Here is a 26,115-nt window from a genome sequence, read left to right as displayed (position 1 = left end):
ATATGTTTACAAACTATCAATATACGGTTGACACACGCTTCATGCGTTACGTGCAAATAGATACACAATCAGATCCGATGAGCACCAGTTTTCCGACAACGGAAAAGCAGAAAGATTTATCGCGCTTATTGGTAAAAGAATTACAGGAAATGGGCATCACGGATGTGGAACTGGACCAGCATGGCTATGTGTATGCGACCATCCCGGCCAATACAGATAAAAAAGTACCGGTCATCTGTTTTTGTTCACATGTTGATACTTCTTCCGATAGCAGTGGTACAGGGGTTAAGCCGCTGGTACACAAACAATATGATGGCGGCGATATTGTACTGCCTGATGATGAAACGGTGGTGATCAGCGCCAAGGAACATCCTTACCTAGCCGGCAAAAAGGGCGACGATATTATTACGGCCAGCGGTACTACCTTGCTGGGCGCGGATGACAAGGCAGGGGTGGCGGAAATTATGGATGCTGCCAACTTCCTGATGACGCACCCGGAAGTGAAACATGGTGCTATCCGTATCCTGTTTACCCCTGATGAAGAAGTAGGCCGCGGGGTGGAAAAAGTGAACATGGAAAAACTGGCGGCACAATTTGGCTATACCATGGATGGCGGTGAACTGGGTTCCCTGGAAGATGAAAATTTTTCTGCTGATGGCGCCAGGATCACGATCTATGGCATCAGCGCGCATCCCGGCTCCGCGAAGGATAAGTTGGTAAGTGCCATCAAAATTGCGGGTGAAATCGTAGATGCGTTACCGAAAGACAGCCTCTCCCCGGAAACAACAGAAGACCGCGAAGGCTTTATTCACCCGCTTCGTATACACGGCACCGTAGAAAAAGCCGAGATTGATTTTATAATCCGTGATTTCGAAACCTCCAGCCTGGAAGCGCATGAAACTTACCTGCGCCGTATTATGGAAAGAGTGATGGACCGCTACCATGGCGCAAAGGCTACGCTGAAGGTAACAGAACAGTACCGCAATATGAAAGAGGTACTGGATCAATATCCACAGGTAACGGCGCATGCCGCAGAAGCTATCCGCCGGGCGGGCATACAGCCGCTAAAAATGAGTATTCGTGGTGGAACAGACGGTTCCCGTCTTTCTTTTATGGGTCTGCCATGCCCCAATATTTTTACCGGTGAAATGGCCCTGCACAGCAAACAGGAGTACGTCAGTATTCAGGATATGAAGAAAGCGGTGCAAACAATTGTTTATCTGGCACAGGTTTGGGAAGAAAGATCATAAAGGAATTCGTAATTATTTACTATTTTAACCGTTAATAGAAGAAAATCCATCATGATATTAGGTCTTATTACGTTATTACAGGATTCATTATTACATCCCGTGGTTGATTCATTGGCCGCAGGCGCAAACGCAGCTGGGCCACAGCAGCAGATCCATCTGATAGATATGTTGATGAAAGGTGGTGTACTGATGATTCCTTTAGGCATTCTTTCCCTGATTGCTGTATATGTATTTGTGGAAAGATATATTACCATCGCAAAGGCTGGCAAGCTGGAAGATAACTTTATGCCGATGATCCGCGATCAGATCACTACCGGTAATATCCAGAGCGCCCGTTCCCTCGCCAAAAATACCGTGGGACCTATTGCACGTATGATCGATAAAGGATTACAGCGTATTGGTAAACCTATTGACAACATTGAGAAATCAATGGAAAATGTGGGCAAGCTGGAAATTTACCGCATGGAGAAGAACCTGGTGATCCTGTCTATTATAGCAGGTATTGCGCCAATGTTCGGCTTCCTGGGTACGATTGCAGGTATGATCCAGACATTCTTCAACATCTCTATCACTTCCGATATTACACTGGGCACCATTGCCGGCGGTATTTATGTGAAGATGGTGACTTCCGCCACAGGGCTGATTATTGGGATCATCGCTTTCATTTTCTACAGCTATTTGAATGCACAGATTGATAAGGTAGTTAACAAGATGGAAGGCGCTTCAGCAGAATTTATAGACATCCTGCAGGAACCGACCCGCTAAAACAACAGAAAATGAATTTACGCAGGCGAAATAAGAAACAAGTGGAATTGCACAACTCTGCATTGAATGATATCCTGTTCATTCTGCTGTTGTTCTTCCTCATTGTTTCCACACTGGCTAATCCCAATGTCATTAAACTGATATTGCCTAAAGCCCAGAGTAACACCAAGGCTAAACAAACCGTGGTGGTGAGTATTAATGAAAAGCGTGAGTTTTTTGTAGGCACTAACAAAATTCCTTTCGAAGGACTTAAACAGGCCCTCGCACCGGCTGTTGGCAATGAAAAGGTAGATCCTACCATTGTCATCAATGCGGAGAAATCTGTTCCTATTGAAGACGTGGTGAGTGTGATGGAAGTGGCAAAACAAATAGGCGCAAAAGTAGTGCTGGCAACAGCTAAAAAATAAACGGGCATTAAAGGGTTAACAGGGTTTTCCTGTTAACCCTTTAATCCAGCTCACCTTTGACCATCCGGTCTTTTCCAAACATATCCTGCTTCAGTATTACTTTTTTAAAGCCGTGTTCTTCCATCAGGGCGACCACTTCTTTGCCCAGTGCTTCATTGATTTCGAAGTAGAGGGCGCCGCCGGGGTGCAGTTTGTTTTTTGCCAGCAGGATAATGTGACGGTAAAACAGCAGGGCGTCGTTGTCCGGTACAAACAGTGCCAGTGTGGGTTCAAAGCCCCATACCTGTTCCTGCATATCTGTTTGTTCGCTTTGTGTGATATAGGGAGGGTTGCTCACGATAACATCAAAGGAGGGGAGTTCGGCCATTTGTGCTGTATCCAGTGCATCCATGCGGAAGAAGTTTATTTCCAGCCGTTGACGGGCGGCATTAATGCGGGCTACGGTGAGGGCGGGTTCACTCACATCTATGGCGGATACCTGGGCAGAGTGGAGTGATTTCTTCAGTGCCAGGGGGATGCATCCGCTGCCGGTGCCGATGTCCAGCATATGCAGGCGGTGCCTGCCTGCTGCATCCTGGACGATCCATTCCACCAGTTCCTCCGTTTCGGGCCGTGGAATGAGTACATCGCGGGTTACCATCAGTTCCATACCGTAAAACCAGCTGCTGCCGGTAATATATTGTACGGGTTCAACACGTTGCAGGGCTTCGATGGCTGTTTTTAAGCGGGTATTCTGATCGGGCGTGAGGATTTTTGTCTTGTGAACGATCCTGTCCAGCTTGTTCATGCCTGTGAGGTGTTCCAGGACAATATGGGCTATGTTGGCGGCTTCCCGCTCATCATAGAGTTCACCGATAGCGCCGGTAATATAGGTAAAAGCCGTTTGTATTGTCAAAATGTATAATTTAAGGTAGTGACCTGAAAAATGCTAACCTGGGGGAGTTGGCATTTTCCGACGGCTAAAAACGATATTTTTGCAAAAATATTACATCGCGGGGTATTATGGATAGCACGTTCAATGAATTTTTTATGAGACGTTGCCTGGAATTGGCAGCTATGGGAGCAGGGCAGGTGGCACCTAATCCTATGGTAGGTGCTGTGCTGGTGCACCAGGAACGGATCATCGGGGAGGGCTATCACCGCCAGTACGGCCAGGCGCATGCGGAAGTGAACTGTGTAAACAGTGTGCAGGCGGAAGACCGGTCGCTGATTCCATTGGCGACCATGTACGTAAGCCTGGAACCCTGTGCACACCATGGTAAAACACCGCCCTGTGCAGACCTGATCTTATCCCAGGGCATTAAACAGGTAGTGATCGGCTGTGTGGACTCTTTTTCGGCAGTAGCTGGCAAAGGAATTGCAAAGCTGCAACAGGCAGGGGTTACCGTTCATACAGGCATGCTGGAAGCCGCCTGCAGACAACTCAACCGCCGTTTCTTTACCTTCCATGAAAAGAAACGCCCTTATATTGTGCTGAAGTGGGCGCAAAGCAGCAACGGCTTCATGGCCAGCAGCAGCGGAGCGCCGGTACGGTTGTCAAATACTTACAGCGACCGCCTGGTACACAAATGGCGCAGCGAAGAAATGGCGATCCTGGTAGGCACCCGCACCGCTATATTAGACAATCCCAGATTGAATAACCGCCTGTGGACAGGCAAAGACCCCGTGAGGCTGGTGATAGACCGCGCTTTGCAGGTACCACGCACCCACCATCTATGGGACGGCAGTATTCCTACGGTGTTTATTACTGCAGCAGCTACAGATACCAATGGCTTAACAGAAACGTTGCAGCTCGACTTCCGCGGAGAACTGTTACCACAGCTGATGGAAAAGCTGCATCACCGCCAGGTACAGAGCGTATTGGTAGAAGGCGGCGCCTATGTATTGCAGCGTTTTATTGAAACAGGACTATGGGATGAAGCCCGCATCATAACGGGAACGGTTACACTGCCTGGAGGACAGGCAGCCCCGGTACTCACCCATGCTTCGCTGGAGCATACCATGCACCTGGATGGTGATCGCATCGGCTTTTACAGCCGCGTGTAGTTTTTTAATATTTGGTTTTTCTAAATTATATAGATGGAGGTTTATTTTACAATCGATAAAACCGCTGTAGCAGAGTTTAAGGACAGGGGCAGCAAATTTCTGGCATATGCTTTTCCTGTTAAAACCCCCGAAGCTGTTAAAGAATGTTTACTGGAAGTGAAGAAAGAGCATCCCAAAGCAACGCATCACTGCTATGCTTACCGGCTTGGTACCGGCGGATTGCAGTTTCGCGCCAACGATGATGGAGAGCCTTCCGGTTCAGCAGGCAAACCCATTCTGGGTCAGATAGACAGCAAGCAACTGACGGATGTACTGATTGTAGTAGTGCGTTATTTTGGCGGCACCCTGCTGGGTGTTCCCGGTTTGATTAACGCCTATAAAATGAGTGCTTCCATGGTGATGCAACTCGTTCCTGCTATCCAGAAAAATATAGAGTCAACTTATCATCTCAGCTTTGACTATACGATTATGAATGATATCATGATTGTTGTCAAACAAAATAATTGTACCATCATAAAACAGGAATTACAACTCTTCTGTTCTATGGATATTGGTGTGCCCAAATCCGGGGAGGAGTTGTGTTTGCTGCGGTTACGGGATATTCATGGGCTGGAAATAAAACAAATAAAATAGGTTGTTGATAGCCGGGGTGGTAATCCCCGGCTATCAACTGCCAGGCTATTTAAACCGCTCACTCACTACGAGGTCTTTACTACCTGCGGTATATTTATAAAATCCTTCTCCACTTTTTGCACCAAGATAACCTGCGGTAACCATGTTTACCAGCAATGGGCAGGGCGCATATTTCGGGTTGCCGAATCCATCGTGCAGCACATGCAGGATAGACAGGCATACATCGAGCCCGATGAAATCAGCCAGCTGCAAGGGTCCCATTGGATGCGCCATTCCGAGTTTCATCACCGTATCAATTTCTGCTACACCGGCTACACCTTCAAAGAGGGAGCAGATGGCTTCGTTTATCATCGGCATGAGGATGCGGTTAGCAATAAATCCGGGGTAATCGTTTACTACACAGGGAACTTTATCCAGTTTTTCAGCAAGGGTAACGATATGTTCCGTGACACTTTTATCTGTTGCGTAACCGTTGATGATTTCCACCAGCTTCATAACAGGTACCGGGTTCATGAAATGCATGCCTATCACCTTTGCCGGGCGTTTGGTGGCAGCGGCTATTTTTGTGATAGAAATAGAGGAAGTATTGGTAGCCAGGATAGCGTCGGGATGGGCATGTTGATCGAGGTCCTGGAATATTTTCAGTTTCAATGCAATATTTTCAGTAGCAGCTTCCACTACCAGTGAAACATCTTTTACGCCTGTTGCCAGGTCTGTTTGCAGGGAGATATTGGCGAGTGTAGTTGTTTTAACGGCTGCTGTGATGGCTTCTTTGGCCAGTTGCCGGTCAAGATTCCTGGTAATGGTTTGCAACGCCTTTTGCAGGGCGGGTTCCGATACATCGATCAGGTTAACGGCGTAGCCATTCTGAGCAAATACGTGGGCAATACCATTTCCCATGGTGCCTGCGCCGATTACCGCTATTTTTTGCATGGTGTATTTTTTTCACGCAAAGTAACAAAGAGTGTAAAGAGCGCAAAGTAAATATTAATAATCGTCCTTCCGTTTGAAGTCACCTTGCTTCCAGGCCTGTATGAACTGGGCCCATGCCAGCGGGTTGAAGATATTTTGCGGAGGTCTTTGACCTGCGTAATAGAGTGATTGGGCCTGTTTGTTGAGATATTGATTGGTGGCTTCTCCGCCATCTACCGGTGTATAACGGGTCATGGCGCGTATCCGGGCGTTCTCCGTATTCTTGCGCGCTACTTCATACGCATCATCCGGAATGTCCATATTGGCGAAGGCGCGTTCAAATTCCTGTTTTGAAAGATAAGGTTTGATGATGGTAACAGGTAGATAAGTAGTGTCTTCTACCATCAGCTGGATCAGGGAAAAATTATTTCCTTTGATATCGACGGGTACTTTATAATCCTGTTTTTTAAAGCCTACCGCACTGAAACTAAGCGTATCTCCTTTAAATAATACAATGGAAAATATACCAGCCGTGTTGGAGATGGTACCTCTTCCTTGTCCTTTTACCAGGATACTTACTGCGGGAATAGCGCGTAAACTGTCTGCCGTCATGGTAAGACCTGATATTTGTATAACGCTGTCTCTAAATTCCGAAATCTGTGCTTTCAGAAAGAAAGGAGATAAAAGGAAAACAACTAAAAGTGACAGTATGTAGGATCTTTTCTGATGCATGCCGGCCCTAAGATATAGAAATTTAATTTACATTTTCCCAGGCAGTTGCTGGCTGCGAAGGAGAAATTGTAAATTAAATCTCAATTGGGTTAACTTTGTGTTCTGTAATCAAATTTTAACAACAATTTATGATGACGAAAGAGCAGATTTTACAGGCCCTGAGCAACGTGGAAGAACCTGATCTGGGGAAGGATCTGGTGACGCTGAACATGGTAAAAGATATAGAGATTAATGGCAATAAAGTGAAGTTTACAGTCATACTCACCACCCCTGCCTGCCCGTTGAAGGAATTGATCCGCAACGCTTGTATCAATGCCATCCACCTGACCGTAAATAAAGAAGCGGAAGTGGAAGTGTTGATGACAGCCAACGTGAGCACCAAACGCAAGGATGGTCAAGGGGCATTGCCAAATGTTAAGAATATCATTGTAGTGGCTTCTGGAAAAGGCGGTGTGGGTAAATCCACGGTAGCTGCCAATCTGGCGCTGGCATTGGGTCGCGACGGCGCAAAAGTAGGTCTGATGGACGCTGATATTTACGGTCCTTCCGTACCTATCATGTTCGGCTTACGTGGCGAAAGACCCATGATGGTGAATGTGGAAGGCAAAGGCATGATCCAGCCGATGGAGAAATTCGGTATCAAGGTAATGTCTATTGGCTTACTCATCGATGAGAAACAGGCAGTGGTATGGCGTGGGCCGATGGTCAGCAGTGCCCTGAAACAATTTATCACCGATGTTTTCTGGGATGAACTGGACTACCTGATCATTGATATGCCGCCCGGAACCGGTGATATTCACCTCACACTGGTACAAACCGTACCTGTTACCGGTGCTATTATCGTTACCACACCACAGGACGTTGCCCTGGTGGATGCCCAGAAAGGGATCGCAATGTTCAACGGACAACAGATCAATGTACCGATTATCGGACTGGTTGAAAATATGGCCTATTTTACGCCCGCTGAGCTGCCGGATAACAAATACTACATCTTTGGTAAGGAAGGCGGTAAAAAGCTGGCAGAAGACCTGGAAATACCTTTCCTGGGGCAAATACCATTGGTACAGAGTATCCGTGAAGGTGGCGATGCAGGTGTACCTGCTATGGCCAGTGATGATAAGATTACCCGCAAAGCATTCCTGGATGTTGCCGGTGCAGCTGCAAGAAGCATTGCCATGCGCAACGCAAATATTGCAGCAACCAGGATCGTGGATATTATCGTTTAAAAATAATTGCAGACCCGGGATAATACTGCCTGATTGGATGCCGTATTATCCCGGCCTGTTCTTCAGCTCTATGTTTACACCAAGGATTAACAAAGAAACCAACTGGGATACAATCGCCGCTTTTATCAGGGAAAATGCTTTTGGTATGCTGGTAAACGTAGACGATGCCGGCACACCCCATGCTACGCACATCCCCGTGACGCTGGTGGAAAAAAAGGATGGCAGATTTGTCCTGCATGGACATATCGCTAAAGAAAACCCGCAGTGGAACTGGTTTACACGCGGTACCGCACTCATGGTCTTTACCGCTCCCCACGCCTACATTTCTTCTTCCTGGTATGAAAAAGAAAAGATCCCAACCTGGAATTATATCGCAGTACATATACACGGCGCCATGCGTATCATGGATGAAGCCACCTTATTGCAGTCGCTGGAAGTATTGATGGATCACTATGAAGCGCCATCAGCCTGCCCCGTACATATAAGCGATATCACGCCGAAGTCATTGGAAAATAATATGAAGGCGATTGTTGGTTTTGAAATGGACGTGCAGGAAGTGAATGCGCGTTTCAAACTAAGTCAGAATAAAAATGACCATGACTATTTTAGTGTGATAACCCACCTGCGTGCCCGTGGAGACGAAAACTCCCGCCGGATTGCAGCAGAAATGGAGGTGCGCAGACCACCCGCCGGATAGCCCGGAATATTTTAAGCCGTTGTTTGGAATCATCTCAAAATGAAATATCTTTAATAACCCCTTCTGCATTAAAGACATGGCGGGATTGCCTGTAAAGGCAACTACCACAATAATAATAGCGCGTCATCTTAATTACAAGTAATCATAATATGTTTAAACTGCGTCAATGCTAAGTTTTACTTAACTTTGCGCCCCAAATAAACCGACTATGAATCGACAGGAATTGGTGAATCTGATTAAGGAAAAGAGATCTTATCTGTGTGTAGGATTGGACACAGACATACAAAAGATTCCAAAACACCTGCTGTCTCATGCAGATCCGGTGTTTGCCTTTAACAAGGCTATAATTGACGCAACCAAAGACCTTTGTGTTGCCTATAAAATTAATACGGCCTTTTACGAAAGTATGGGTATCCGGGGATGGGAAAGCCTGCAACGCACGGTAGACTACATTCCAGCCGGCATCTTTACGATCGCCGACGCCAAACGGGGGGATATTGGCAACACTTCCACCCAATACGCGAAAACTTTTTTTGATACATACAAATTTGATTCCGTAACAGTGGCGCCTTACATGGGGAAAGACAGTGTAACCCCCTTTTTGCAATTCTCTGATAAATGGGCGATTATGCTGGGACTTACTTCCAATGAAGGCAGCCAGGATTTTCAGTTGCAACAAGCGGGTGATGAACTGCTGTTTGAAAAAGTGTTGAAAGCCGGTATGGAATGGGGTACCCCGGAAAACCTGATGTTTGTGATCGGCGCTACGCAGTCTTCACAACTGGCTTATATCCGTAAACTGGTGCCGGATCATTTCTTCCTGGTACCGGGCGTAGGTGCACAGGGCGGCAGCCTCGCAGAAATTTCCAAACAGGCTATGAATAAGGATTGCGGCTTACTGGTAAACGCCAGCCGCGCAATTATCTATGCAGGAAACGGAGAAGATTTTGCAACAGATGCCCGCAATGTGGCTCAACAATACCAACAGGAAATGGCCACCTATAGACCAGGATTACAGGATTAACAGGATTTATAGGATGGGTGTTTTGTTAGGTAGAAAGATAAAAAAGATTGCCGGAGATAAAAGCGCAGATTACGCTGATATCTGCGGCAATTTTTTATACCTAACAAAACACCCATCCTATAAATCCTGTTAATCCTGTAATCCTGGTCAGTTACTGGAAAAGACAATTTTTCTCCGTCCACCAGGGTTTGATAATAAAGCTTAGTCTGCCTGACTGAACAGCAGGATCTGAATTTATCAGCGTTACCGCTTCGATACTGTCTTTACAGTCCATTATAAATATTCCGCGTAAGTCTTCATCATTACCGAATGGCCCTGCCAGTACTATTTTCCGCGCTTTAGCCAGGCGTGTAATATTATTTATATGCCCGCGCTGGATCTCTTCCGCCTCCGCTTCGCTTTGGTTGCGTTGCGGTCCTTTTTTTAAAAACACCATCCAGTAACGTTTTACAGCAGGCTCACCACCCAATGTTTGCCTGGCGGGTTGTACAGATAATGCAATAGTTTTTAACGGAGTAGTGGGGTGGAAAGAGATAATCACAACGACCAGGAAACCCAACAGCAAAAGTGCGGGGACTACTTTGCTTGCCATAACACTCGAATTTGTATTAAAGTTACTAAGTTTGATGAAGATTTGACCAGGATTAAAGGATAATAGGATTTATAGGATGGAACTGGTAAATAAAAGCGAAGTTTATCTACCAGTCCTATCTTTATCTACTAGTTCCATCCTATAAATCCTATTATCCTTTAATCCTGGTCCGGGTTATCAATCTAAACCAAAACTGTGGTCACATGCTACAAGATCTGTTTCAGTCCCCCGATTATTTTGCTGTAGATAGTTTGTTGACAGAAGAACACCTGTTAATCCGCGATGCTGTCCGGCAGTGGGTAAAGAAAGATGTATCACCGGTAATTGAAGATTACTGTCAGCGGGCAGCCTTCCCTACGCAAATTATAAAAAGCCTGGGTGAGCTGGGATGTTTTGGTCCTACTATCCCGGTTGAATATGGCGGTGGTGGCATGGACCATATTGCATATGGATTGATGATGCAGGAACTGGAGCGTGGTGATAGCGGGATACGTTCTACCGCATCGGTGCAGGGATCTTTGGTGATGTATCCTATCTTTACTTTCGGAAGTGAAGCGCAGAAAAAAAAGTATCTTCCCAAACTGGCTACAGGAGAGTGGATGGGCTGTTTCGGATTAACAGAACCTGATCACGGTTCCAATCCTGCCGGCATGATCACCAACTTCCGGGAAGAGGGTGACCATGTAATTTTAAATGGCGCCAAAATGTGGATTTCCAATGCACCTTTTGCAGATATAGCCGTAGTGTGGGCAAAAGATGAAGCAGGAGAGATCCGGGGTATCATTGTGGAAAGAGGTATGGAAGGCTTTACCACCCCTGAAACCAAAGGAAAGTGGAGCCTTCGTGCAAGTGCTACCGGCGAACTTGTATTCGACCAGGTAAAAGTGCCGAAAGGAAATATCCTGCCCGGCGTAAAAGGACTGAAAGGACCGCTGAGTTGTTTATCATCCGCCCGCTACGGGATTGCATGGGGTGTAATTGGTGCTGCTATGGATTGTTATGATACGGCTTTGCGGTATGCTAAAGAGCGTATCCAGTTTGACCGCCCTATCGGTGGCTTCCAGCTGACACAGAAGAAGCTGGCGGAAATGATCACGGAAATTACCAAAGCCCAGCTGATGAACTGGCGTTTAGGTGTGTTGAAAAACGAAGGAAAAGCAACGCCCGCACAGATCTCTATGGCCAAACGCAATGCCTGTGAAGTAGCCTCCAATATAGCCCGCGATGCACGTTCCATTTTGGGCGGTATGGGTATTACAGGCGAATTTCCGGTGATGCGGCATATGATGAACCTTGAGAGTGTGAGCACTTATGAAGGCACACACGAAATACATTTGCTGATTACAGGCATGGATGTGACGGGACTGGATGCGTTTAAATAAAAGAAATAGTAAGCAAGGAATGAGATTTTTTTTAGTAATGGCAGGCCTCCTAACGGCCATGAGTATACGTGCACAACAGTCGCCTGCGCTTAAACTGGTAGCCTGTGAAGGAAAAGCCCAGGGGACGTATTATATAGTCAAATATTTATCCGCAGATACTGCGTCGCTGGAAAGCCGCATAGATTCTGTGTTCGGGGTAATAGATCAGTCATTGTCGCTGTATAAACCCGGCTCGCTGATCAATCAGTTTAATGCTACCGGTCATGTACGTATGGATGAACATATGCGGACGGTTTTGCAGCAGGCCATATTTACCAGCAAAGCTACCGGCGGCATCTTTGATATCACGGTAAAGCCGCTGGTGTATTTATGGGGCTTCGGTGTTACCAAGCCTTCTTTCAAAGGCATTCCTCCTGCCGATAGTATCAAGAAAACAATGCCGTATATAGGTTACCGTTATTTGCGGATAAAAGGTGATCATCTCTCTACAACAAAAAAAGGGGTACAGATAGATTGTAATGGTATTGCGCAAGGCTATACCGTAGACGTGCTGGGCAGATTCCTGGAACAGCAGGGAATAGAAAATTACCTGGTGGATGTAGGCGGGGAATTATGTGCGAAAGGATATAACCAGCAACATAAAATATGGAGTGTGGGTATAGAACGACCATCGCAGGGAGATACCACTTACGAGCCTGTTCAGGGACTGGTAAGACTTCCCGGCAAAGGCATTGCTACCAGTGGTAATTACCGCCGCTTTTTTGACCAGGGCCAAACCCGTTTTGCACATACTATTCACCCGATAACCGGCCAGGCTTTACACAACAATATTATCAGTGTAACCGTGATTGCGAAAGACTGTTTTACCGCTGATGCATTTGATAACCCGCTTATCCTGATGGGAGTGGAAGAAGGGCTGCGTTATATTGCAAAACACCCGGAATACGGACTGGAAGCGACTTACATTTATAAAGACAAAGATGGTGGTATTAAGGAAGCATTCAGTGACGGTTTTAAAGCGTATATGGAATTTTAAAAAAAATCCCGCCTCGTAAATACGAGACGGGACACATCCTCACTTTTTCGCTTTCATTAATATGGATAAAATAATTTAGTTCAGGTGGAACTTGAATCCGATATTACCCTGTACTGAATTGAAATTAGTAATCTCATTATACTTGTAAGGCGAATAATTGTAGCGCACATTTGCATTAAACATCACGGGTGAGTATTTGCCGAAAGGCACGTTGATGCCTACTTCGGGGCTCACCATGAATTGCCAGCTGTTATTCTTCTCTACAAATTGCCCCCAGTATTTTTCATAGTTCATATTGGCTGCACCCACACCCAGGTTACCGTAAGGAATGACGGTGCTTCCTGGTTTAGTGAAAGCATAACTGATGGTTGCCTGAACGGGGATAGATTGCAGCGTACGTGATTGTACGGCAGAAACATCGCCTGTTTTATCAGGATAAAGAGCACGGGGCAATCTTTCATAGTAGTCCTGGAATCCGGTGCGGATACCTACAGACAACTGATCATTCAGCATATATTGTAACCCGGCACTCCAGCCGCGGAAACTTGTTTTATTACTATAGTCTTTCAAAGAACCCAGCGGTTGCGCGATAGAATAATTCACATCTACGGACAATGGCGGACGGCTTTGTGCAGACACTGCCTGTGCTGCGATACAGCCTGCGAAAATCAATATCCAGTTTTTTATCTTTTTCATCTTCCTATCAATTTTAATTTTCGAAATCAACATTAATTGCTTTTGGTCAGGTAGGGAGATTGTGCAAAAGATGTTTGCACCATCGTATCCACATTATTGATGTCCCATACGCCTGAACCACGCCACAGGGCATTCCATACGGCGGTCAGCTTGTTGTCTTTCGGATTTTTAAGATCAAATACATCGATGGCAGTTTGTCTTTCATTTACCTGGTATACCGTGTAGTAAGAAGGCCAGAACCAGCCACCACCAGGGTATCCCCAGTATCCGGGATCCCAGTATCCAACACCGCCCCACCATCCGGGGTTCCAGGATATATTGGTGAACGAGTTGTCGATACGGGTGAGGTTCACGCCCAGATCGGGTTTGGCGGCTTTATTCACCAGTGTGTAACCTCTTTGTTGCATAGATGCAGTAACTGATGCAATCAGTTTCTTATCATAGTCTGTTAGTGCTTTCTTTGCGGAATCACTGCGACTGCTGAGTACTGCTACTGAGTCTACAATGCTGAAAGTTGAATATGAGCTAAAGTTTGTGCTGCTATCATGATTGGTGATATAAATCCGTGATTCCTCATTGGACATATCTTTTAAGGGATCCTTGCGACAGCCACTAAACGACATCATAGCCACTACTGCTGCGGCAGTGCTTAATAAAAACAATGTTTTTTTCATATCCTCGCGTATTAATTTAAAAAAAATGGTCACATCCAAAGGGTTAACAGCATAATGCTTGCCATGTTAACAAATAAGAGCCGGCCGATGGCGCAATGCTGAAGTTCCCGTTTATTTACCGTTGAACGTGTTTGATAGGAAGATGTTACAGCGAGTTTAGTGGAGAAGTGTTAAGGTTTACTTAAAGTAGAAACGGGGTTAACAGTAACAGTTTTTTATAAAGATGATTAGCTTAATATATTTTTATTTAATAATTCTTTTTTAAGTTGATCAGGATGATTGAAATGGATGCTGTCTATTCCATATTCCTGCGCAGCCTTTATATTACGGAGGTTATCATCTATAAACAGGGCTTTTTCAGCGGCTACCTGGTATCTGTCCAGCAGCAGCTGGTAGAAGGCCGGAGATGGCTTCCGTTGCTTTTCTTTACCGGATACAACGATGCCGTCAAACAGCTGAAGAAAGGGGTACTCGACCAGCGCCAGCGGAAAGGTTTCGTTTGACCAGTTTGTGAGTGCGTACAATTTATATTTACCGCTGTTTTTCAGTTGTTGTAATACCTGTACCGTACCTTCAATAGCACCGCCCAGCATTTCTTTCCAGCGGCCGTAGAAGGCGCGGATCTGTGCTTCATACTGCGGATGCGCAGCTACCAGTAATGCGGTGCCTTCTTCCAGGCTTCTGCCGGCATCCTGTTCTTCATTCCAGTCTGCTGTGCAGACGTGTTGCAGGAAATGAGCTACTTCTTCTTCTGATGTGAATATTTTCCGGTACAGATAGCGTGGATCCCAATCTATCAGAACGGCTCCAAGATCAAAAATGATGGTATTATAAGTGGTATGTAACGGATTTTTCATGGGTCGAAAGTAGTAAACGAATCAGATATTCTTTGAATTAATATGAATTAGTCCATTAATTCATCTGCGGCATCTTCGAGCAATTTCAGGTCTACAGAGTCGCTACCGGCAATACCTTCGATGGAGCCTTTGATATGGGCGGCGTTGAGCAATACCTTCTCCAGTTGCTTTTCGCGTGCCTTCCATAATTTTTCCATGGCATCGCGTTCGCGCTGGATAGATAATTTCATGGCCATAAAGCCTTCGCGGATCGCTTTCCATTGCTCTGCAAACTCGCCACTGGTAAGGTATGCATAGAGCATGTGCATTTTGTCGCCCTTATTTTCCTGTGTGCGCAGGGAGCTGGAAATTTTGATGATACCATCGCGGAGTACGTAGGCCAATGCTTTTACTTCTGCAAAGGTACAGATCCAGATGCCTTCCTTGTCGCCGAAGCGGTCCATATCTTTCGGCATGGTTTGCGTAACGAGGATGGCTACATCTACGCCCTGGCTGCGCATATCGGCTTTGAGCTTTTCTACCCAGTCCTTTACAAATTCTTTAGTGCGCTTGCTTTCATAAATGATGCGTCCGCATTCCTGTCCGAGTGAATTGCGGATCAGCTGAATACAATCGGCGCCTTTTACGCCTTTGCCTACGGGCGTTACTTCATCGAAGGGGAAGCTGAGGCGCAGCATTTCTTCCAGCACAAGTTCCTGTGCTTCACCCTGCAATTGTGTGGAGCCTTGCTCAGCGCGGCGTTTCATCTCTTCGGCCAGTTTGCGCTGGTCTTCCAGTTGTTTTTCCAGTTCGCGCAGGCGGAGTTGGTGTTCCGTATCTTTCAGGATGTTGCGGTCTGTTTCTTCCTTGCGGATCTTTTCTGATAACTCGCTGCGTGCTTCCAATAATTTTTTCTGCAGATCGATTTCCAGTTCCTGTTCTTTACTTTTCAGCTCCTGCTCTTTCCGCAAAAAGTCCAGTTCCTGTTTGCGTGCTTCTTTCAGCTTTGCTTCCTGGTCCTGGTTCGTTTCCCTGAGCATCGCCAGCTGGTTATCGAAATCTGCTGTAATAGATTTACGCAGATCGTCTGTGAGGCTTTCCTGGAGATGTTTTTTTTCCGCCTGCACACGTTTTACTATTTCTTCTTCCTGGAGTTGTTTGAGCGTTTCAATTTGCTGACGCTCCTGCGCCATCTTGCTTTTTTCAGAAAGCAGCGAGTTTTTTTCCGCCTGCAAAGCATCCAGGCGCTTGCGCCATTCAGACTCCATTTTACCCCGCATTTCTTTTTCGATGTCTGCTGCAAAAGCATCCTCCATTACAAACTGGTGTTTGCAATTGGGACAGGTGATAGATGTACCCATAGTTTCAGTAAAAAAATTACGTAAAGATAGCGTTTAGGGTGGGGAAGAATAAAAAAAGGAGCGAACAGGGTTTCCTTCTTTTATGGAAGGGGTACGATTTGCAATGGCACTAACCATGTGGATATACTATATAATAGCCCTGAGACTGACGATTTCGCCTGCACTCATCAAGACAATTGTAGCGCACTGTTTTTTATTAAAATGTTGATTTTAAGCTGTTTATGATACATAGGCTTATGTTATTTCCACTAATGTGCTCATTTTTACTTTTAGCATTGCAAAGTCTCATAATTGTGTTTATCTTTGCATTATCTCAATGACCACGTGTCAAAGGAGTTACGAAGTCGTTAGGAGTTTCTCCCTGGCGATTTCTGCGTTTTAAGCCATACCTCATACTCCTTTTGCTTTTTTCTTTTCTCATGAGGATATTGGGGGGCGAAAGCGGTCCACAACAGTTTGTAATTATCTCTTACTTCAAGAATAACAATGTAATCCGGTTCATTTTGTAACTCAAGCCAAATACATAATCTGTCTTTAATACCACCTTTGCCTTGTCTTTGTTGTGGCCAAATCTTCAAACTCCAGGTATCGCACTTCTCAATTGTAGGATTAGTCCAAGGCATTCTCTCACATCTTCTTAAATCAGGCAACCTGTTTTGTTCATCCTCACCTGTATGTGTTATGTGATAGAATGTATATGCTTTGTCCTGATAGATAGGGTGCCATTTTAATTTTAGCACCTCACCTCTGAATTTAGTTTTGTTAGTTACAAAATCCCGCTTAAAAATCTCGTAAACTGCTTCAATGTATTGAGCGTAGTCGCCTCCATAATTGTTGAGTAATAACAACTCGGGTAATTCTACAATATTATTATTCATTTGTTAAGGTTCTCGGTTTCCAAATAAATACGTTCATCTTATTCTCCTTGTATAAAGTGGATTTCATCAAGGTATAACCAGATCTTTCTTTGATTTTTTCAATTAATTTAACCTTAGCAGTATTTCCCTGTAAGCCTCTGTGCAAATAACCAATAGCACCTGTCAGCAGGTCTGTTATTTGCAATAACTCTACTTCATGTGAATGCACCTGCTGTATCTTTTTGATTATCTGGTCATGGTAATCATAATGACTATTGCGAAGAACATTACACAATTCATCTACTTTATTTTGGCTACGGGTATCTTTTATATCAATGTAGATGTTGTAAGAACAATCGGGAGAAAGAATGACTTTGAGTAAATCGAAATACATCTTGTAGTAAAAGGCATCGTGATCCTGATTGAAGGCCAGGTGATCCAAAATGGTTTTATCCGGTATAACCAAAGCCCTGAAATGCAAATCATCATCATCAAAAAAATAATTCACTAAATCAAGATAAAAGTCTGTTTTAGCCGGTGATACCTTGTTCCACTTTATTTCAAATTCCTGCTTTAGGCCATGCTTTGTTTTTATTTCACGGATGCGTTTGAATGTTTCGTGCCTCTTTGACTTTTGACACCAAATGGCACCTAAAACCATTGCTTTACCCGTGTTATGCATCAGGTGGCAGCTTTCATCGCAGTATATGTTGTATTCTATTCTCATCAATGTCTATGGTTTTTACAACGTGAGCATGTGTTTTTTGAAATAAACTGTATTCCTCTTTATTACCGGGTATTCGTACTAAAGAATTAATAATCGCAGGAAGGAATAATTCCAATAGAAATAAAAGGTTCTTCATAAGGAGCCTGTGGTTAATACAGGTTTCGATTATTGAGGTTAAATTTTTTGAGTAATTAAATATAGTAAATCTTTTAAATTAAAAGGATCGGAATGGGAGCTAAGAGGTTAAATATTTTGAAGATAATCCAGACCCACTATAGTACTATTAAGCCGTAAAAAAAATGGGAAAGTCGTACACTACGACTTTCCCATTGTGGTGCGAAGGAGGAGATTCGAACTCCCAAGCCCTTTCAGGCACTACCACCTCAAAGTAGCGCGTCTACCAATTTCGCCACCTTCGCATCTGGTAGATTGGGGTGCAAAAATAATGGCTTTTTCAAAATAAGCAAATTTATTTATTCGTATTTCCGGGAAGCCGGTATTATTTCCGCAGCAGAATGCGGAAAGTAGTGCCTTTGTTTAGTTCGGAAGATTTTACATAGAGCCTTCCCTTATGATATTCTTCGATGATGCGCTTGGCGAGGGAAAGGCCCAGGCCCCATCCGCGCTTTTTCGTGCTGAAACCGGGTTTGAATACTTTTTCGAAGTTTATTTTAGAGATGCCTTTACCCGTATCCGTGATGTCGATAGTGGTGAAAGTGAGATGGCTTTCTATGTTGATATCTATCTTCCCGGTACCTTCCATGGCGTCCAGTGCATTCTTCAATAAATTTTCCACTACCCAGTCAAAAAGCGGTGGGGAGATCATGGCCGACAGCTCTTTTTCTTTGGAATGAACGGCAAACTGCACTTTCTGCGGGGCTCTTTTGCGGATGTAGCTGGTCATGTTTTCGATTTGCTGCACGATGTCTTTTTCTTCCAGTTTGGGAACGCTGCCTATTTTAGAAAACCGGTCGGTGATCAGTTTGAGCCGGTCCACATCTTTACCCAGCTCTGTAACCATCATGGTGTTGGCCTCGTTTTCCCGGAGTATTTCCAGCCATGCCTCCATGGAGGAGAGGGGCGTGCCCAGCTGGTGGGCTGTTTCCTTGGCCAGTCCTACCCATACCTGGTTCTGGGTGGCACGGTTGGTGCTGGACAGGGCAAAGAGTACGATGGCAATAAACAGGGTCACTACTATCAGCTGGACGTATGGATAGTAGCGGATCTGTTTCAGGATCAGGGAGTCGCCATAATAGATGTAGTTATTGATTTTATGTTTGGCATCTACCTCCATGATGAAGGGCGGGTGTTGTTTTTTCAGGTCTTTCAACACGCTTGGGAGGTAGCCCGGATTTTGTGCAATGTGGAGGGAGTCCAGGTTGCGGCTGTCCAGTATGTTGCCACTTTCATCGGTCAGGATGAGCGGGATGGTGGTATTGGTGGTCACTATTTCCACTGCCAGGTTCAGGTTGGCTTCGGGGCTGGCCCGCAGCAGTTCGCGGTTGGCTTCTACCCAGGTGGCTACTTTTTTTCGTTCTTCTTCCTGTATTTTTCTCGACAGGTTGCTGACAAACCATATAGTGGTCACGATGATGATCACTGCTATGGAGGCCAGTACGAACTTCCACCCGATATACTGTTTAAACATAGTTCTAATTTAAGCTTATTCCGCTTTCGTGTTGCTGTAAATTTGATTAGCAAATATTAAAATCCTTTGTCGCATATTTGCATCTCCTGAAATTATTATTCACGCATAAACGTAATATCAGTTGCCCGTATTGCCATCAGTTGCAGTTGTTATTTTAAATTGGAACGGAAAGTCTTTCCTGGAGAAATTCCTGCCATCTGTTTGCCGTTCTACTTATGGCAATTTACAGCTGGTGCTGGCAGATAATGCATCCTCCGATGATAGTGTTGCTTTTGTAAAGGAGCATTATCCCCGGATCCGGATCATTTGTAATCAACGGAATGACGGCTTTGCCGGCGGCTATAATGATGCCCTGGCGCATGTACAGGCTGATATTTATGTTTTGCTGAACCAGGATGTGGAGGTGGAATCGGGCTGGATAGAGCCGGTGATCGACATGATGACCAAGAATCCGGCTATTGCTGCCTGTCAACCCAAAATGCGGGCTTACAATCAACCGGATGAATTTGAATATGCCGGCGCCGCCGGGGGATGGATGGATATCCTGGGCTACACCTTTTGCCGGGGTCGGATCTTGTATACCACGGAAAAGGACCAGGGCCAGTATGACGACGCACAGGACATTTTCTGGGCTACCGGCGCCGCCCTCTTTATACGTGCCGCCTGTTTTCATGAAGTAGGTGGTTTTGACCGTGACTTTTTTGCACATATGGAGGAGGTAGACCTTTGCTGGCGGCTCCAAAGGGCCGGATACCGCATTTGCTATTGTCCCGATTCCAAAGTATTTCACGTAGGAGGGGGGAGCCTGCCACAGGGAAACCCCCGTAAACTGTATCTCAACTTCAGGAATAACCTGATGATGCTGTGGAAGAACCTGCACAGTGAAGACCGGTGGATCGTGCTCTCCCAGCGTTTTTTCCTGGATATGCTGGCAGCTGCAAAAAGCCTGGTGGCAGGAAAACCGAAAGATATGGCCGCCATTATCCGGGCTTACCGGGATTATTACCGCTGGCGTAGTAAATATGTGAAACAGGATCAGCTGCCGGAGAAGAAATTACTGAAGATGAGTGGTGTTTTTCACGGAATTATGATCTGGCGCTATTATTTCCTGCGACATAAAAAATTCTCGCAGCTTCAGAAATGACGGGAAAACCACCCTTTCCAGGTAGTGCCAGCAGCCTTCTGCATAGCAAGATCAAAAAATCAAAAAATCAAAAAATCCCAAAATATTTATGTAGGTTTGCAACGGAAATAAACTGAATATGGAACAGAATACAGTAGAAAATAAGAATGATATTACCCTGAACAGGGTTTCCCGCTCTCGCTTCCTGTTTTACATACAATTATTTTGTATGCTTGCGTTTATGCTTGGCGGTTGCTATAGCCTTTACAAACATAGCTATGCAGGTAAGCCGAATGTAGCTGTACCAGAAAGCTCGCTTTACAGTCCAAAATATAAATAAGCTACTGCTTCAACATACTTATCCGGGAGGCTGTCTCAACAATGAGATAGCCTCTTTTTTTATTTATACCCCCTTTTTCTTTCCCTTTTGCGTAAATCAAATTCCCGATAGGAGTATGAAATAAGATCATTTCCGGTGATTTTTGTATGGTAAAATGTACCCTTCAGGTACGTGATACCGGTTATACTATGATGGTCAAACGGAAAAAGGAAGCAAAACAACAAAAAAAATCGTTACTACGTATAGTTGTGGATAAGCTGCATCTCTGGCTGGGATTGGCTTCAGGGATTATTGTGCTGATTGTGAGCGTTACCGGTTGTTTGTTTGTTTTTCAGAAAGAGATCAACGAAAAGATTTACCATAAGGAGATCTTTGTGACGCCGGAAACGAAGGGCGTACTGCCCCTGAGCGTATTGCGGCAGCGGGCACAGGAGGCGCTGGGGCCCGATAAGCCCGTATCCTATATCACCACCTGGAAAGACGCGGATCGTGCCTGGGAATTCATGACCTATAAAGGAAATGATACTGCCCTGACCTATTTCGGAACTGTTGAATATTATGAATCTGTCATGGTCAACCCCTATACCGGGCAGGTAACAGGTATCATCGATTATAAAAACAACTTCTTCTCTATTGTAAAGTATATCCACTGGAGCTTATTGCTGAATACCGCTTACGGGCAGCCCATTGTGGGGTGGAGTACCTTCATTTTTGTGATCCTGCTCATCACCGGTCTGATCATGTGGTGGCCAAAGCGGTGGACGAAAGCCAGCCGGCAGCAAAGTTTTAAAATCAAGTGGAAGGCCAGCTTTAAGCGGGTGAATTATGACCTGCATAATGTGCTCGGATTTTATAGTTTGCTGATTGCATTGGTGATCGCATTAACAGGCATGGTATGGTCATTTCAGTGGTTTGAGGCAACCGTGTATGCAGTAGCTTCGGGTACCGTTACGCCGCCGCAAATAAAGCAGCCGGAGTCTGTAAAAACGGCTGTCACCGTTACTGGTGATCCGCTGGATATCGCTTTCCAGGCGGCTTTGCCGGTTTTAAAAGATGCAAAACGTATTTTCGTATATCCGGCAGCGTATCCTACCGGTGTGAACACAGTTGGTGGCTATAAAGGCAAAGAAACTTACTATGGTGCTGATGAACTGAAATTTGACCAGTACACCGGAAAGCTGCTGGGGAGGCGGAACGACACGCACAGAAACCGCGGCGAAAAGCTGATAAATATGAATTACGACATTCATGTAGGCGCTATTGGCGGATTACCCGGAAAAATACTGGCCTTTATAGTGAGCCTGATCTGCGCATCCTTACCGGTAACGGGTTTTTACGTATGGTGGGGAAAACGGAAAAAATCAAAAAAGCAATTAGTGAAACCTATAGCGAGATTGAGTACTGTACCATTGTAAATAAAAAATAGTATGAATCCATTCGCGGGAAACGCCTGCTGGTCCTGATCTTCAAACAGTTGTGCCAGAACTTGTCAATTAAAATATTTCAGAAAGATTGAAAAAAAATTTTGTGTTTTCAGTCCGTTTCCTATCTTTGCAATCCCAACAAAAACGGTACACAGCCACGCAAGCGGAAATGTTGCTCAACTTGTCGGGAAGCTCTTTAAAAAATAACGTTCTTAACACCCTGCGGAAGTAGCTCATTTGGTAGAGCACGACCTTGCCAAGGTCGGGGTGGCCGGTTCGAGCCCGGTCTTCCGCTCATCGTTTCGAGGATGATTAGCCCGGTTTACCGGACTAATAGTAATCATTTTATAATACATAAGTTCTTAACACACCTGCGAAAGTAGCTCATTTGGTAGAGCACGACCTTGCCAAGGTCGGGGTGGCCGGTTCGAGCCCGGTCTTTCGCTCATCGTTTCAAGGATTAAAAGCCTGATTGAATCATCTTCAATCAGGCTTTTTTTATTATCAGTATTCTCCACTTGCACCGCCACCACCGCCGGTGCCGCCACCAAACGTTACATCGCTGGCAGGGCCCTGAGGACCGGGCGTAAAAGTTTGTGCAATGATCAGTGATTCTATCTTTAATTTATCTGCCAGTCCCGGTTCATCCGTTTCCAGGTAGGTGAAGCCATGCTTAGGCGCATGCAGGTATTTGATCAACGCCCATGCACCCACCGTCATGATGATACCTGCCAGTACCATCATTGTTTCCAGCGGCAATACATGATGATATTGGCGGATGGTGAATATGATGACAGCCAGCAACACCAGGCCGGTACGTAGTAATATGGCATCTTTCTTACGGATACCAAGATACAGGTACACAGGGGGGATCACGAACGTGAGGATCCAGAAGATCCATCCACCGGGGATACTTTGCCCGGGTTGCAGGTTCATGTTAAACATTTCGTTGCTCAGTTCTCTCACTACAAAATAATTACCTGCCAGGTAAAGCGATATTAATGACAGCACTTCTACTACTATCAGGCAATGTTTATAGTGGCGGAATGACTGTTTTGAAGCGGCTTTGCGGGTAATGATATATACTCCCGATGATACCAGCATGATCAGAAAGGGAAGGATCACCTGCATGAATCCGCCTATTTCCATCAATATGCAGAACAGGGAGGCAAGGAAAGCAAGATAGGTGGCCGCGGCCGTCACGATGCCACCAAAGCGTAATGTAGCCAGCAAAGTAAGGAGCAGCGCCAGGAGCGAATAAGTGGTGGCAGAGAATTCCTTGTCGAAAACGGTACTTCCCGCAAAGAAGAGCATGGCAGCCCATAAGAGGGCATCATCTATGCCCGCCTGGTAGACTTTCTTTTCTTTTATAAATAATTCCAGCGCACCATAACAAGCTATTCCAAAAAAAATGAAGATGGTGGTAAAGGCGCTGGTATGGTCGAGTGCAGCTAATGATATCAATCCCAGTGAAAAGATGATGATGATGGAGGTCAGGATAAATAAGCCTATCCTGATCATTGAATTAGGAGTATAAAAATTTACCTGGTGTGCCTGTTTAATGGCGAGGTAAGTGTCTTTATCAATACAATCTTTACGGAATGCGGTAGCCGCTTCCTCCTGGATGGTAAGGTTATCCAGGGTTTGCCGGTTATATGCTATCATTTTTAATTTTTTTATTCAGGTTAATTAACAACAGGATGATGCCAATAGCAGAGAAGATCATATAGGTAAAGCCGCCATACAGGCTTTCTTCTCCACCTGTCCTGAAAATGAATTTGAATACCATCACCGTGATGCCTACATACGCATAAAGCACGGTGATCAGTACAAAGTAAAAAGAATGTTCGCGCATGGCCTGCCGGAAGATCACATAAGCCACCACAGCAAGCAACAGGAACCAAGCCGCGTAGGCCCTTTCGGAGGATATGACAGCAGCAATGCAGGCGATGAAAAATATATGCGTACCAAAATTGTGGTAGTAAAAAGAGAAATGTTTTTTCAATGCTTTCAACCTGGTTAGTTCACCCGCACCGATGAGGGCAATACCGAGCGCCATCCCGGTGTAGATGATGGAATATTCATTAAAGTCATTGCCGGACAATACGTGCAGGGGCGTTACCGAAATGCCGAGCCATGCAGCCAGGTTAGTGATAGCCATGGACAATACGCCCATATGATCGAAGTAGTAGGCCGAAAAAAACAAGACCACCATGGGAATGAAGGTGGCCAGTCCGTATGCCGTACCAAAAGCATTATATTGAAATTGCAGGTAACCGATGAACGTAACAAAGGTGAGACAACCTAACAGCAACGCATAATCGAAAAACGAATTGGGGGAGTTTACTTTTTGCCAGGAGAAGGGATCACTCTTTTTATAGCAATAGACAAAACATCCGGCAGTGATGAGTGCAATCATCAAGAGGATGGCCTGGTGCCCGATGGTGTCAATATTTTTGTAAACGAGGATGCCCAAACCGGTGCTGAGCAGTACTACGCCCAGGTATAATAAAGATTTTATTTCCCAGTGGAGGGAGAATAAACGGTTGGTTTCAGCGGTATTTATCTTGTCTGCGGATGCGTCGGTGATCAATCCTTCGCGGTGTAGTTTTTCAAATATGCCTATGTTCATAATGGGGGTTAAGGTGCGGGAAATTATAACATTTATGTGATATAATAATGCTTTCTTGTATTGATAAAAGATAATAGCGTTGTGAAATCTTTTAAAAAGTAATACTTTAGGATTTAATAATGATGAGAACGTCTTCTTATCATCTTTACAAGAAAAGATAATTATATATTATGCAGATATTTCAGTCGGAATTATTTTCAAAAGCATCGTATGAATTGGGTGAAAGTGCATTCTGGTGGCCGGAAAGGGCTACCTGGTGCTGGGTGGACATTCTCGGTTATGCTTTGTACATGGTGGATAAAGAGGGCCATGCACAAAAATTTGATATGGGAGAGTATGTGAGCACGATTGTACCGGTGGAGGGCAGTAATGAGCTGATGCTGGGGCTGAAAGCCCGCGTAGCCAGCTTTACACCGGAGCAGGGTTTGGGAAGAACGTTAGCGGTGCTGGATAATAATCCCAGCCTGCGTTGCAATGACGGCAAGTGTGATCCCGCCGGAAGGCTGTGGATCGGTACCATGCACCTGATCACCCAGGCCGGTACCGGCAGCCTATATTGCCTGGATCAGACCCGGCCACCGGTGATCAAGGTAGCGCAGCTGGATGTTCCCAACGGGATCGTATGGCAGGATGATAAAATGTACTTTATAGATTCCCATACAGGTCGTGTGCAGGAGTTTGCGTATGATGTGCATACCGGTAATATCGACTGGCGGCGCAATGCAGTGGTTATTCCACGGGAGCTGGGCTTGCCGGATGGTATGGCAATGGACGAGGAAGGAATGTTGTGGATAGCCCAGTGGGGTGGTTGCGGCGTGTATCGCTGGAACCCTGTTACGGGCGAGTTGTTGGCGAAGATAGAAGTGCCGGCATTACATGTATCTTCCTGTAGTTTCGGAGGGGCAGACATGCAGGAGATGATCATTACAACGGCCAGAGAAGGACTTACTGCGGAACAGTTGGAACAGTATCCCCTTAGTGGTAGCGTGTTTCACGCGAAACTACCCGTTAAAGGCTTACCTGTCAATCATTTTAGATATTAATTGTTTTTATATTCTGATGTTTCACGTAATTGTCGTATATATTTAGTATATT

General features: G+C 45.2%; 27 protein-coding genes and 3 tRNA genes. 16 read left to right on the top strand and 14 right to left on the bottom strand.

The features are described from left to right. Window positions 1-2: 2 nt before the first annotated feature. From pepT to ABQ275_RS17815, 3 genes are read left to right on the top strand one after another with little or no spacing between them, the layout of a single operon-like run. Window positions 3-1,250: a peptidase T gene (pepT, locus tag ABQ275_RS17825; RefSeq protein WP_349314508.1), complete on the top strand. Its 1,248-nt coding sequence runs from the start codon at window positions 3-5 to the stop codon at window positions 1,248-1,250. Between the two features lie 51 nt (window positions 1,251-1,301). Then, the gene (locus ABQ275_RS17820) at window positions 1,302-2,015 is read left to right on the top strand and encodes a MotA/TolQ/ExbB proton channel family protein (RefSeq protein WP_349314507.1); all 714 of its coding nucleotides are present in this window, start codon (window positions 1,302-1,304) and stop codon (window positions 2,013-2,015) included. Window positions 2,016-2,026: 11 nt separating this feature from the next. Then, on the top strand, window positions 2,027-2,422 hold the full coding sequence (locus ABQ275_RS17815) for a biopolymer transporter ExbD (RefSeq protein WP_349314506.1): 396 nt from the start codon (window positions 2,027-2,029) through the stop codon (window positions 2,420-2,422). 40 nt (window positions 2,423-2,462) lie between these two features. Here ABQ275_RS17815 and prmC read toward each other — a convergent pair whose 3' ends face one another. After that, the gene (prmC, locus tag ABQ275_RS17810; protein ID WP_349314505.1) at window positions 2,463-3,317 is read right to left on the bottom strand and encodes a peptide chain release factor N(5)-glutamine methyltransferase; all 855 of its coding nucleotides are present in this window, start codon (window positions 3,315-3,317) and stop codon (window positions 2,463-2,465) included. Between the two features lie 134 nt (window positions 3,318-3,451). Here prmC and ribD point away from each other — a divergent pair, with 134 nt between their 5' ends. Both ribD and ABQ275_RS17800 read left to right on the top strand, forming a co-directional pair. Then, a complete protein-coding gene (gene ribD / locus ABQ275_RS17805) occupies window positions 3,452-4,468 on the top strand; it encodes a bifunctional diaminohydroxyphosphoribosylaminopyrimidine deaminase/5-amino-6-(5-phosphoribosylamino)uracil reductase RibD (protein WP_349314504.1) in 1,017 nt (338 codons plus the stop codon). A gap of 33 nt (window positions 4,469-4,501) precedes the next feature. Continuing rightward, window positions 4,502-5,101 (top strand): YigZ family protein, encoded by a 600-nt coding sequence (locus ABQ275_RS17800; RefSeq protein WP_349314503.1) that lies wholly within the window; start codon window positions 4,502-4,504, stop codon window positions 5,099-5,101. 45 nt (window positions 5,102-5,146) lie between these two features. On the opposite strand, the gene ABQ275_RS17795 is transcribed toward ABQ275_RS17800, so the two are convergent. Further along, a complete protein-coding gene (locus tag ABQ275_RS17795) occupies window positions 5,147-6,034 on the bottom strand; it encodes a 3-hydroxybutyryl-CoA dehydrogenase (protein ID WP_349314502.1) in 888 nt (295 codons plus the stop codon). Window positions 6,035-6,088: 54 nt separating this feature from the next. Then, entirely contained in the window at window positions 6,089-6,745 is a 657-nt protein-coding gene (locus ABQ275_RS17790; RefSeq protein ID WP_349314501.1) for a carboxypeptidase-like regulatory domain-containing protein, read from the bottom strand. A gap of 128 nt (window positions 6,746-6,873) precedes the next feature. On the opposite strand from ABQ275_RS17790, the gene ABQ275_RS17785 reads away from it, so the two are divergent. The 3 genes from ABQ275_RS17785 to pyrF all read left to right on the top strand — a co-directional run bounded on the left by ABQ275_RS17785 (window position 6,874) and on the right by pyrF (window position 9,692). Continuing rightward, window positions 6,874-7,971: an Mrp/NBP35 family ATP-binding protein gene (locus tag ABQ275_RS17785; RefSeq protein ID WP_349314500.1), complete on the top strand. Its 1,098-nt coding sequence runs from the start codon at window positions 6,874-6,876 to the stop codon at window positions 7,969-7,971. A 37-nt stretch (window positions 7,972-8,008) separates the two neighbouring features. Then, window positions 8,009-8,668 carry an FMN-binding negative transcriptional regulator gene (locus ABQ275_RS17780; RefSeq protein ID WP_349314499.1) on the top strand — a complete coding sequence of 220 codons (660 nt, stop codon included), beginning with the start codon at window positions 8,009-8,011 and terminating at the stop codon, window positions 8,666-8,668. A 208-nt stretch (window positions 8,669-8,876) separates the two neighbouring features. Beyond that, complete coding sequence (pyrF, locus tag ABQ275_RS17775; protein WP_349314498.1) at window positions 8,877-9,692, top strand: orotidine-5'-phosphate decarboxylase; 816 nt, start codon at window positions 8,877-8,879, stop codon at window positions 9,690-9,692. A gap of 151 nt (window positions 9,693-9,843) precedes the next feature. Here the strand turns inward: pyrF and ABQ275_RS17770 are convergent, their stop codons facing one another. Beyond that, the gene (locus ABQ275_RS17770) at window positions 9,844-10,284 is read right to left on the bottom strand and encodes a YciI family protein (RefSeq protein WP_349314497.1); all 441 of its coding nucleotides are present in this window, start codon (window positions 10,282-10,284) and stop codon (window positions 9,844-9,846) included. 203 nt (window positions 10,285-10,487) lie between these two features. Between ABQ275_RS17770 and ABQ275_RS17765 the strand changes: the two genes are divergently transcribed. Together ABQ275_RS17765 and ABQ275_RS17760 are read left to right on the top strand one after the other, a co-directional pair. Next, a complete protein-coding gene (locus ABQ275_RS17765; protein ID WP_349314496.1) occupies window positions 10,488-11,666 on the top strand; it encodes an acyl-CoA dehydrogenase family protein in 1,179 nt (392 codons plus the stop codon). A 19-nt stretch (window positions 11,667-11,685) separates the two neighbouring features. Further along, entirely contained in the window at window positions 11,686-12,702 is a 1,017-nt protein-coding gene (locus tag ABQ275_RS17760; protein ID WP_349314495.1) for an FAD:protein FMN transferase, read from the top strand. A gap of 75 nt (window positions 12,703-12,777) precedes the next feature. Here the strand turns inward: ABQ275_RS17760 and ABQ275_RS17755 are convergent, their stop codons facing one another. The 8 genes from ABQ275_RS17755 to ABQ275_RS17720 all read right to left on the bottom strand — a co-directional run bounded on the left by ABQ275_RS17755 (window position 12,778) and on the right by ABQ275_RS17720 (window position 19,501). After that, complete coding sequence (locus ABQ275_RS17755) at window positions 12,778-13,398, bottom strand: outer membrane beta-barrel protein (RefSeq protein ID WP_349314494.1); 621 nt, start codon at window positions 13,396-13,398, stop codon at window positions 12,778-12,780. A 32-nt stretch (window positions 13,399-13,430) separates the two neighbouring features. Further along, the gene (locus ABQ275_RS17750; protein ID WP_349314493.1) at window positions 13,431-14,072 is read right to left on the bottom strand and encodes a DUF4136 domain-containing protein; all 642 of its coding nucleotides are present in this window, start codon (window positions 14,070-14,072) and stop codon (window positions 13,431-13,433) included. Window positions 14,073-14,299: 227 nt separating this feature from the next. After that, complete coding sequence (locus ABQ275_RS17745) at window positions 14,300-14,929, bottom strand: HAD family phosphatase (protein WP_349314492.1); 630 nt, start codon at window positions 14,927-14,929, stop codon at window positions 14,300-14,302. Between the two features lie 47 nt (window positions 14,930-14,976). Beyond that, a complete protein-coding gene (locus ABQ275_RS17740; protein WP_349314491.1) occupies window positions 14,977-16,269 on the bottom strand; it encodes a DUF2130 domain-containing protein in 1,293 nt (430 codons plus the stop codon). 347 nt (window positions 16,270-16,616) lie between these two features. Continuing rightward, on the bottom strand, window positions 16,617-17,147 hold the full coding sequence (locus ABQ275_RS17735) for a hypothetical protein (RefSeq protein WP_349314490.1): 531 nt from the start codon (window positions 17,145-17,147) through the stop codon (window positions 16,617-16,619). Beyond that, entirely contained in the window at window positions 17,140-17,853 is a 714-nt protein-coding gene (locus ABQ275_RS17730; protein ID WP_349314489.1) for a DUF3800 domain-containing protein, read from the bottom strand. The genes ABQ275_RS17735 and ABQ275_RS17730 overlap by 8 nt, the downstream gene beginning before the upstream one ends. 332 nt (window positions 17,854-18,185) lie before the next feature. After that, a tRNA-Leu gene (locus tag ABQ275_RS17725) sits at window positions 18,186-18,272 on the bottom strand. 80 nt (window positions 18,273-18,352) lie between these two features. Beyond that, window positions 18,353-19,501, bottom strand: coding sequence for an ATP-binding protein (locus ABQ275_RS17720; RefSeq protein ID WP_349314488.1), 1,149 nt, complete (start codon window positions 19,499-19,501; stop codon window positions 18,353-18,355). A gap of 130 nt (window positions 19,502-19,631) precedes the next feature. Here ABQ275_RS17720 and ABQ275_RS17715 point away from each other — a divergent pair, with 130 nt between their 5' ends. The 5 genes from ABQ275_RS17715 (at window position 19,632) to ABQ275_RS17695 (ending at window position 22,834) form a co-directional block, all read left to right on the top strand. Then, complete coding sequence (locus ABQ275_RS17715) at window positions 19,632-20,645, top strand: glycosyltransferase family 2 protein (protein ID WP_349314487.1); 1,014 nt, start codon at window positions 19,632-19,634, stop codon at window positions 20,643-20,645. A gap of 118 nt (window positions 20,646-20,763) precedes the next feature. Beyond that, window positions 20,764-20,964, top strand: coding sequence for a hypothetical protein (locus ABQ275_RS17710; RefSeq protein WP_349314486.1), 201 nt, complete (start codon window positions 20,764-20,766; stop codon window positions 20,962-20,964). Window positions 20,965-21,110: 146 nt separating this feature from the next. Then, a complete protein-coding gene (locus ABQ275_RS17705; RefSeq protein WP_349314485.1) occupies window positions 21,111-22,379 on the top strand; it encodes a PepSY-associated TM helix domain-containing protein in 1,269 nt (422 codons plus the stop codon). A gap of 231 nt (window positions 22,380-22,610) precedes the next feature. After that, window positions 22,611-22,683: transfer RNA gene (locus ABQ275_RS17700), tRNA-Gly, on the top strand. A gap of 78 nt (window positions 22,684-22,761) precedes the next feature. Continuing rightward, window positions 22,762-22,834: transfer RNA gene (locus ABQ275_RS17695), tRNA-Gly, on the top strand. A gap of 58 nt (window positions 22,835-22,892) precedes the next feature. Here the strand turns inward: ABQ275_RS17695 and ABQ275_RS17690 are convergent. Together ABQ275_RS17690 and ABQ275_RS17685 are read right to left on the bottom strand one after the other, a co-directional pair. Continuing rightward, complete coding sequence (locus tag ABQ275_RS17690) at window positions 22,893-24,053, bottom strand: hypothetical protein (RefSeq protein WP_349314484.1); 1,161 nt, start codon at window positions 24,051-24,053, stop codon at window positions 22,893-22,895. Then, window positions 24,040-25,020 carry a DUF2157 domain-containing protein gene (locus ABQ275_RS17685; protein ID WP_349314483.1) on the bottom strand — a complete coding sequence of 327 codons (981 nt, stop codon included), beginning with the start codon at window positions 25,018-25,020 and terminating at the stop codon, window positions 24,040-24,042. The genes ABQ275_RS17690 and ABQ275_RS17685 overlap by 14 nt, the downstream gene beginning before the upstream one ends. A 170-nt stretch (window positions 25,021-25,190) precedes the next feature. Here ABQ275_RS17685 and ABQ275_RS17680 point away from each other — a divergent pair, with 170 nt between their 5' ends. Continuing rightward, complete coding sequence (locus ABQ275_RS17680; protein WP_349314482.1) at window positions 25,191-26,063, top strand: SMP-30/gluconolactonase/LRE family protein; 873 nt, start codon at window positions 25,191-25,193, stop codon at window positions 26,061-26,063. Window positions 26,064-26,115: the final 52 nt, after the last annotated feature.

Origin of the sequence: Chitinophaga sp. MM2321, from assembly GCF_964033635.1 — a bacterium.
Taxonomy (GTDB): Bacteria; Bacteroidota; Bacteroidia; order Chitinophagales; family Chitinophagaceae; genus Chitinophaga.
The sequence above is the reverse complement of the archived record's forward strand: the minus strand, read 5'-3'. Positions and strand labels throughout refer to the sequence as shown.

Bases quoted from the DNA above. Each gene is read 5' to 3' on its own strand.
- ABQ275_RS17680 (WP_349314482.1), top strand. From the start codon at position 25,191: ATGCAGATATTTCAGTCGGAATTATTTTCAAAAGCATCGTATGAATTG.
- ABQ275_RS17790 (WP_349314501.1), bottom strand. From the start codon at position 6,745: ATGCATCAGAAAAGATCCTACATACTGTCACTTTTAGTTGTTTTCCTT.
- ABQ275_RS17760 (WP_349314495.1), top strand. From the start codon at position 11,686: ATGAGATTTTTTTTAGTAATGGCAGGCCTCCTAACGGCCATGAGTATA.
- pyrF (WP_349314498.1), top strand. From the start codon at position 8,877: ATGAATCGACAGGAATTGGTGAATCTGATTAAGGAAAAGAGATCTTAT.
- ABQ275_RS17755 (WP_349314494.1), bottom strand. From the start codon at position 13,398: ATGAAAAAGATAAAAAACTGGATATTGATTTTCGCAGGCTGTATCGCA.
- ABQ275_RS17780 (WP_349314499.1), top strand. From the start codon at position 8,009: ATGCCGTATTATCCCGGCCTGTTCTTCAGCTCTATGTTTACACCAAGG.
- ribD (WP_349314504.1), top strand. From the start codon at position 3,452: ATGAGACGTTGCCTGGAATTGGCAGCTATGGGAGCAGGGCAGGTGGCA.
- pepT (WP_349314508.1), top strand. From the start codon at position 3: ATGTTTACAAACTATCAATATACGGTTGACACACGCTTCATGCGTTAC.
- ABQ275_RS17750 (WP_349314493.1), bottom strand. From the start codon at position 14,072: ATGAAAAAAACATTGTTTTTATTAAGCACTGCCGCAGCAGTAGTGGCT.
- ABQ275_RS17770 (WP_349314497.1), bottom strand. From the start codon at position 10,284: ATGGCAAGCAAAGTAGTCCCCGCACTTTTGCTGTTGGGTTTCCTGGTC.
- ABQ275_RS17740 (WP_349314491.1), bottom strand. From the start codon at position 16,269: ATGGGTACATCTATCACCTGTCCCAATTGCAAACACCAGTTTGTAATG.
- ABQ275_RS17705 (WP_349314485.1), top strand. From the start codon at position 21,111: ATGGTAAAATGTACCCTTCAGGTACGTGATACCGGTTATACTATGATG.
- ABQ275_RS17795 (WP_349314502.1), bottom strand. From the start codon at position 6,034: ATGCAAAAAATAGCGGTAATCGGCGCAGGCACCATGGGAAATGGTATT.
- ABQ275_RS17710 (WP_349314486.1), top strand. From the start codon at position 20,764: ATGGAACAGAATACAGTAGAAAATAAGAATGATATTACCCTGAACAGG.
- ABQ275_RS17730 (WP_349314489.1), bottom strand. From the start codon at position 17,853: ATGAGAATAGAATACAACATATACTGCGATGAAAGCTGCCACCTGATG.
- ABQ275_RS17690 (WP_349314484.1), bottom strand. From the start codon at position 24,053: ATGATAGCATATAACCGGCAAACCCTGGATAACCTTACCATCCAGGAG.
- ABQ275_RS17815 (WP_349314506.1), top strand. From the start codon at position 2,027: ATGAATTTACGCAGGCGAAATAAGAAACAAGTGGAATTGCACAACTCT.
- ABQ275_RS17735 (WP_349314490.1), bottom strand. From the start codon at position 17,147: ATGAATAATAATATTGTAGAATTACCCGAGTTGTTATTACTCAACAAT.
- ABQ275_RS17720 (WP_349314488.1), bottom strand. From the start codon at position 19,501: ATGTTTAAACAGTATATCGGGTGGAAGTTCGTACTGGCCTCCATAGCA.
- ABQ275_RS17820 (WP_349314507.1), top strand. From the start codon at position 1,302: ATGATATTAGGTCTTATTACGTTATTACAGGATTCATTATTACATCCC.
- ABQ275_RS17800 (WP_349314503.1), top strand. From the start codon at position 4,502: ATGGAGGTTTATTTTACAATCGATAAAACCGCTGTAGCAGAGTTTAAG.
- ABQ275_RS17785 (WP_349314500.1), top strand. From the start codon at position 6,874: ATGATGACGAAAGAGCAGATTTTACAGGCCCTGAGCAACGTGGAAGAA.
- ABQ275_RS17685 (WP_349314483.1), bottom strand. From the start codon at position 25,020: ATGAACATAGGCATATTTGAAAAACTACACCGCGAAGGATTGATCACC.
- ABQ275_RS17765 (WP_349314496.1), top strand. From the start codon at position 10,488: ATGCTACAAGATCTGTTTCAGTCCCCCGATTATTTTGCTGTAGATAGT.
- ABQ275_RS17745 (WP_349314492.1), bottom strand. From the start codon at position 14,929: ATGAAAAATCCGTTACATACCACTTATAATACCATCATTTTTGATCTT.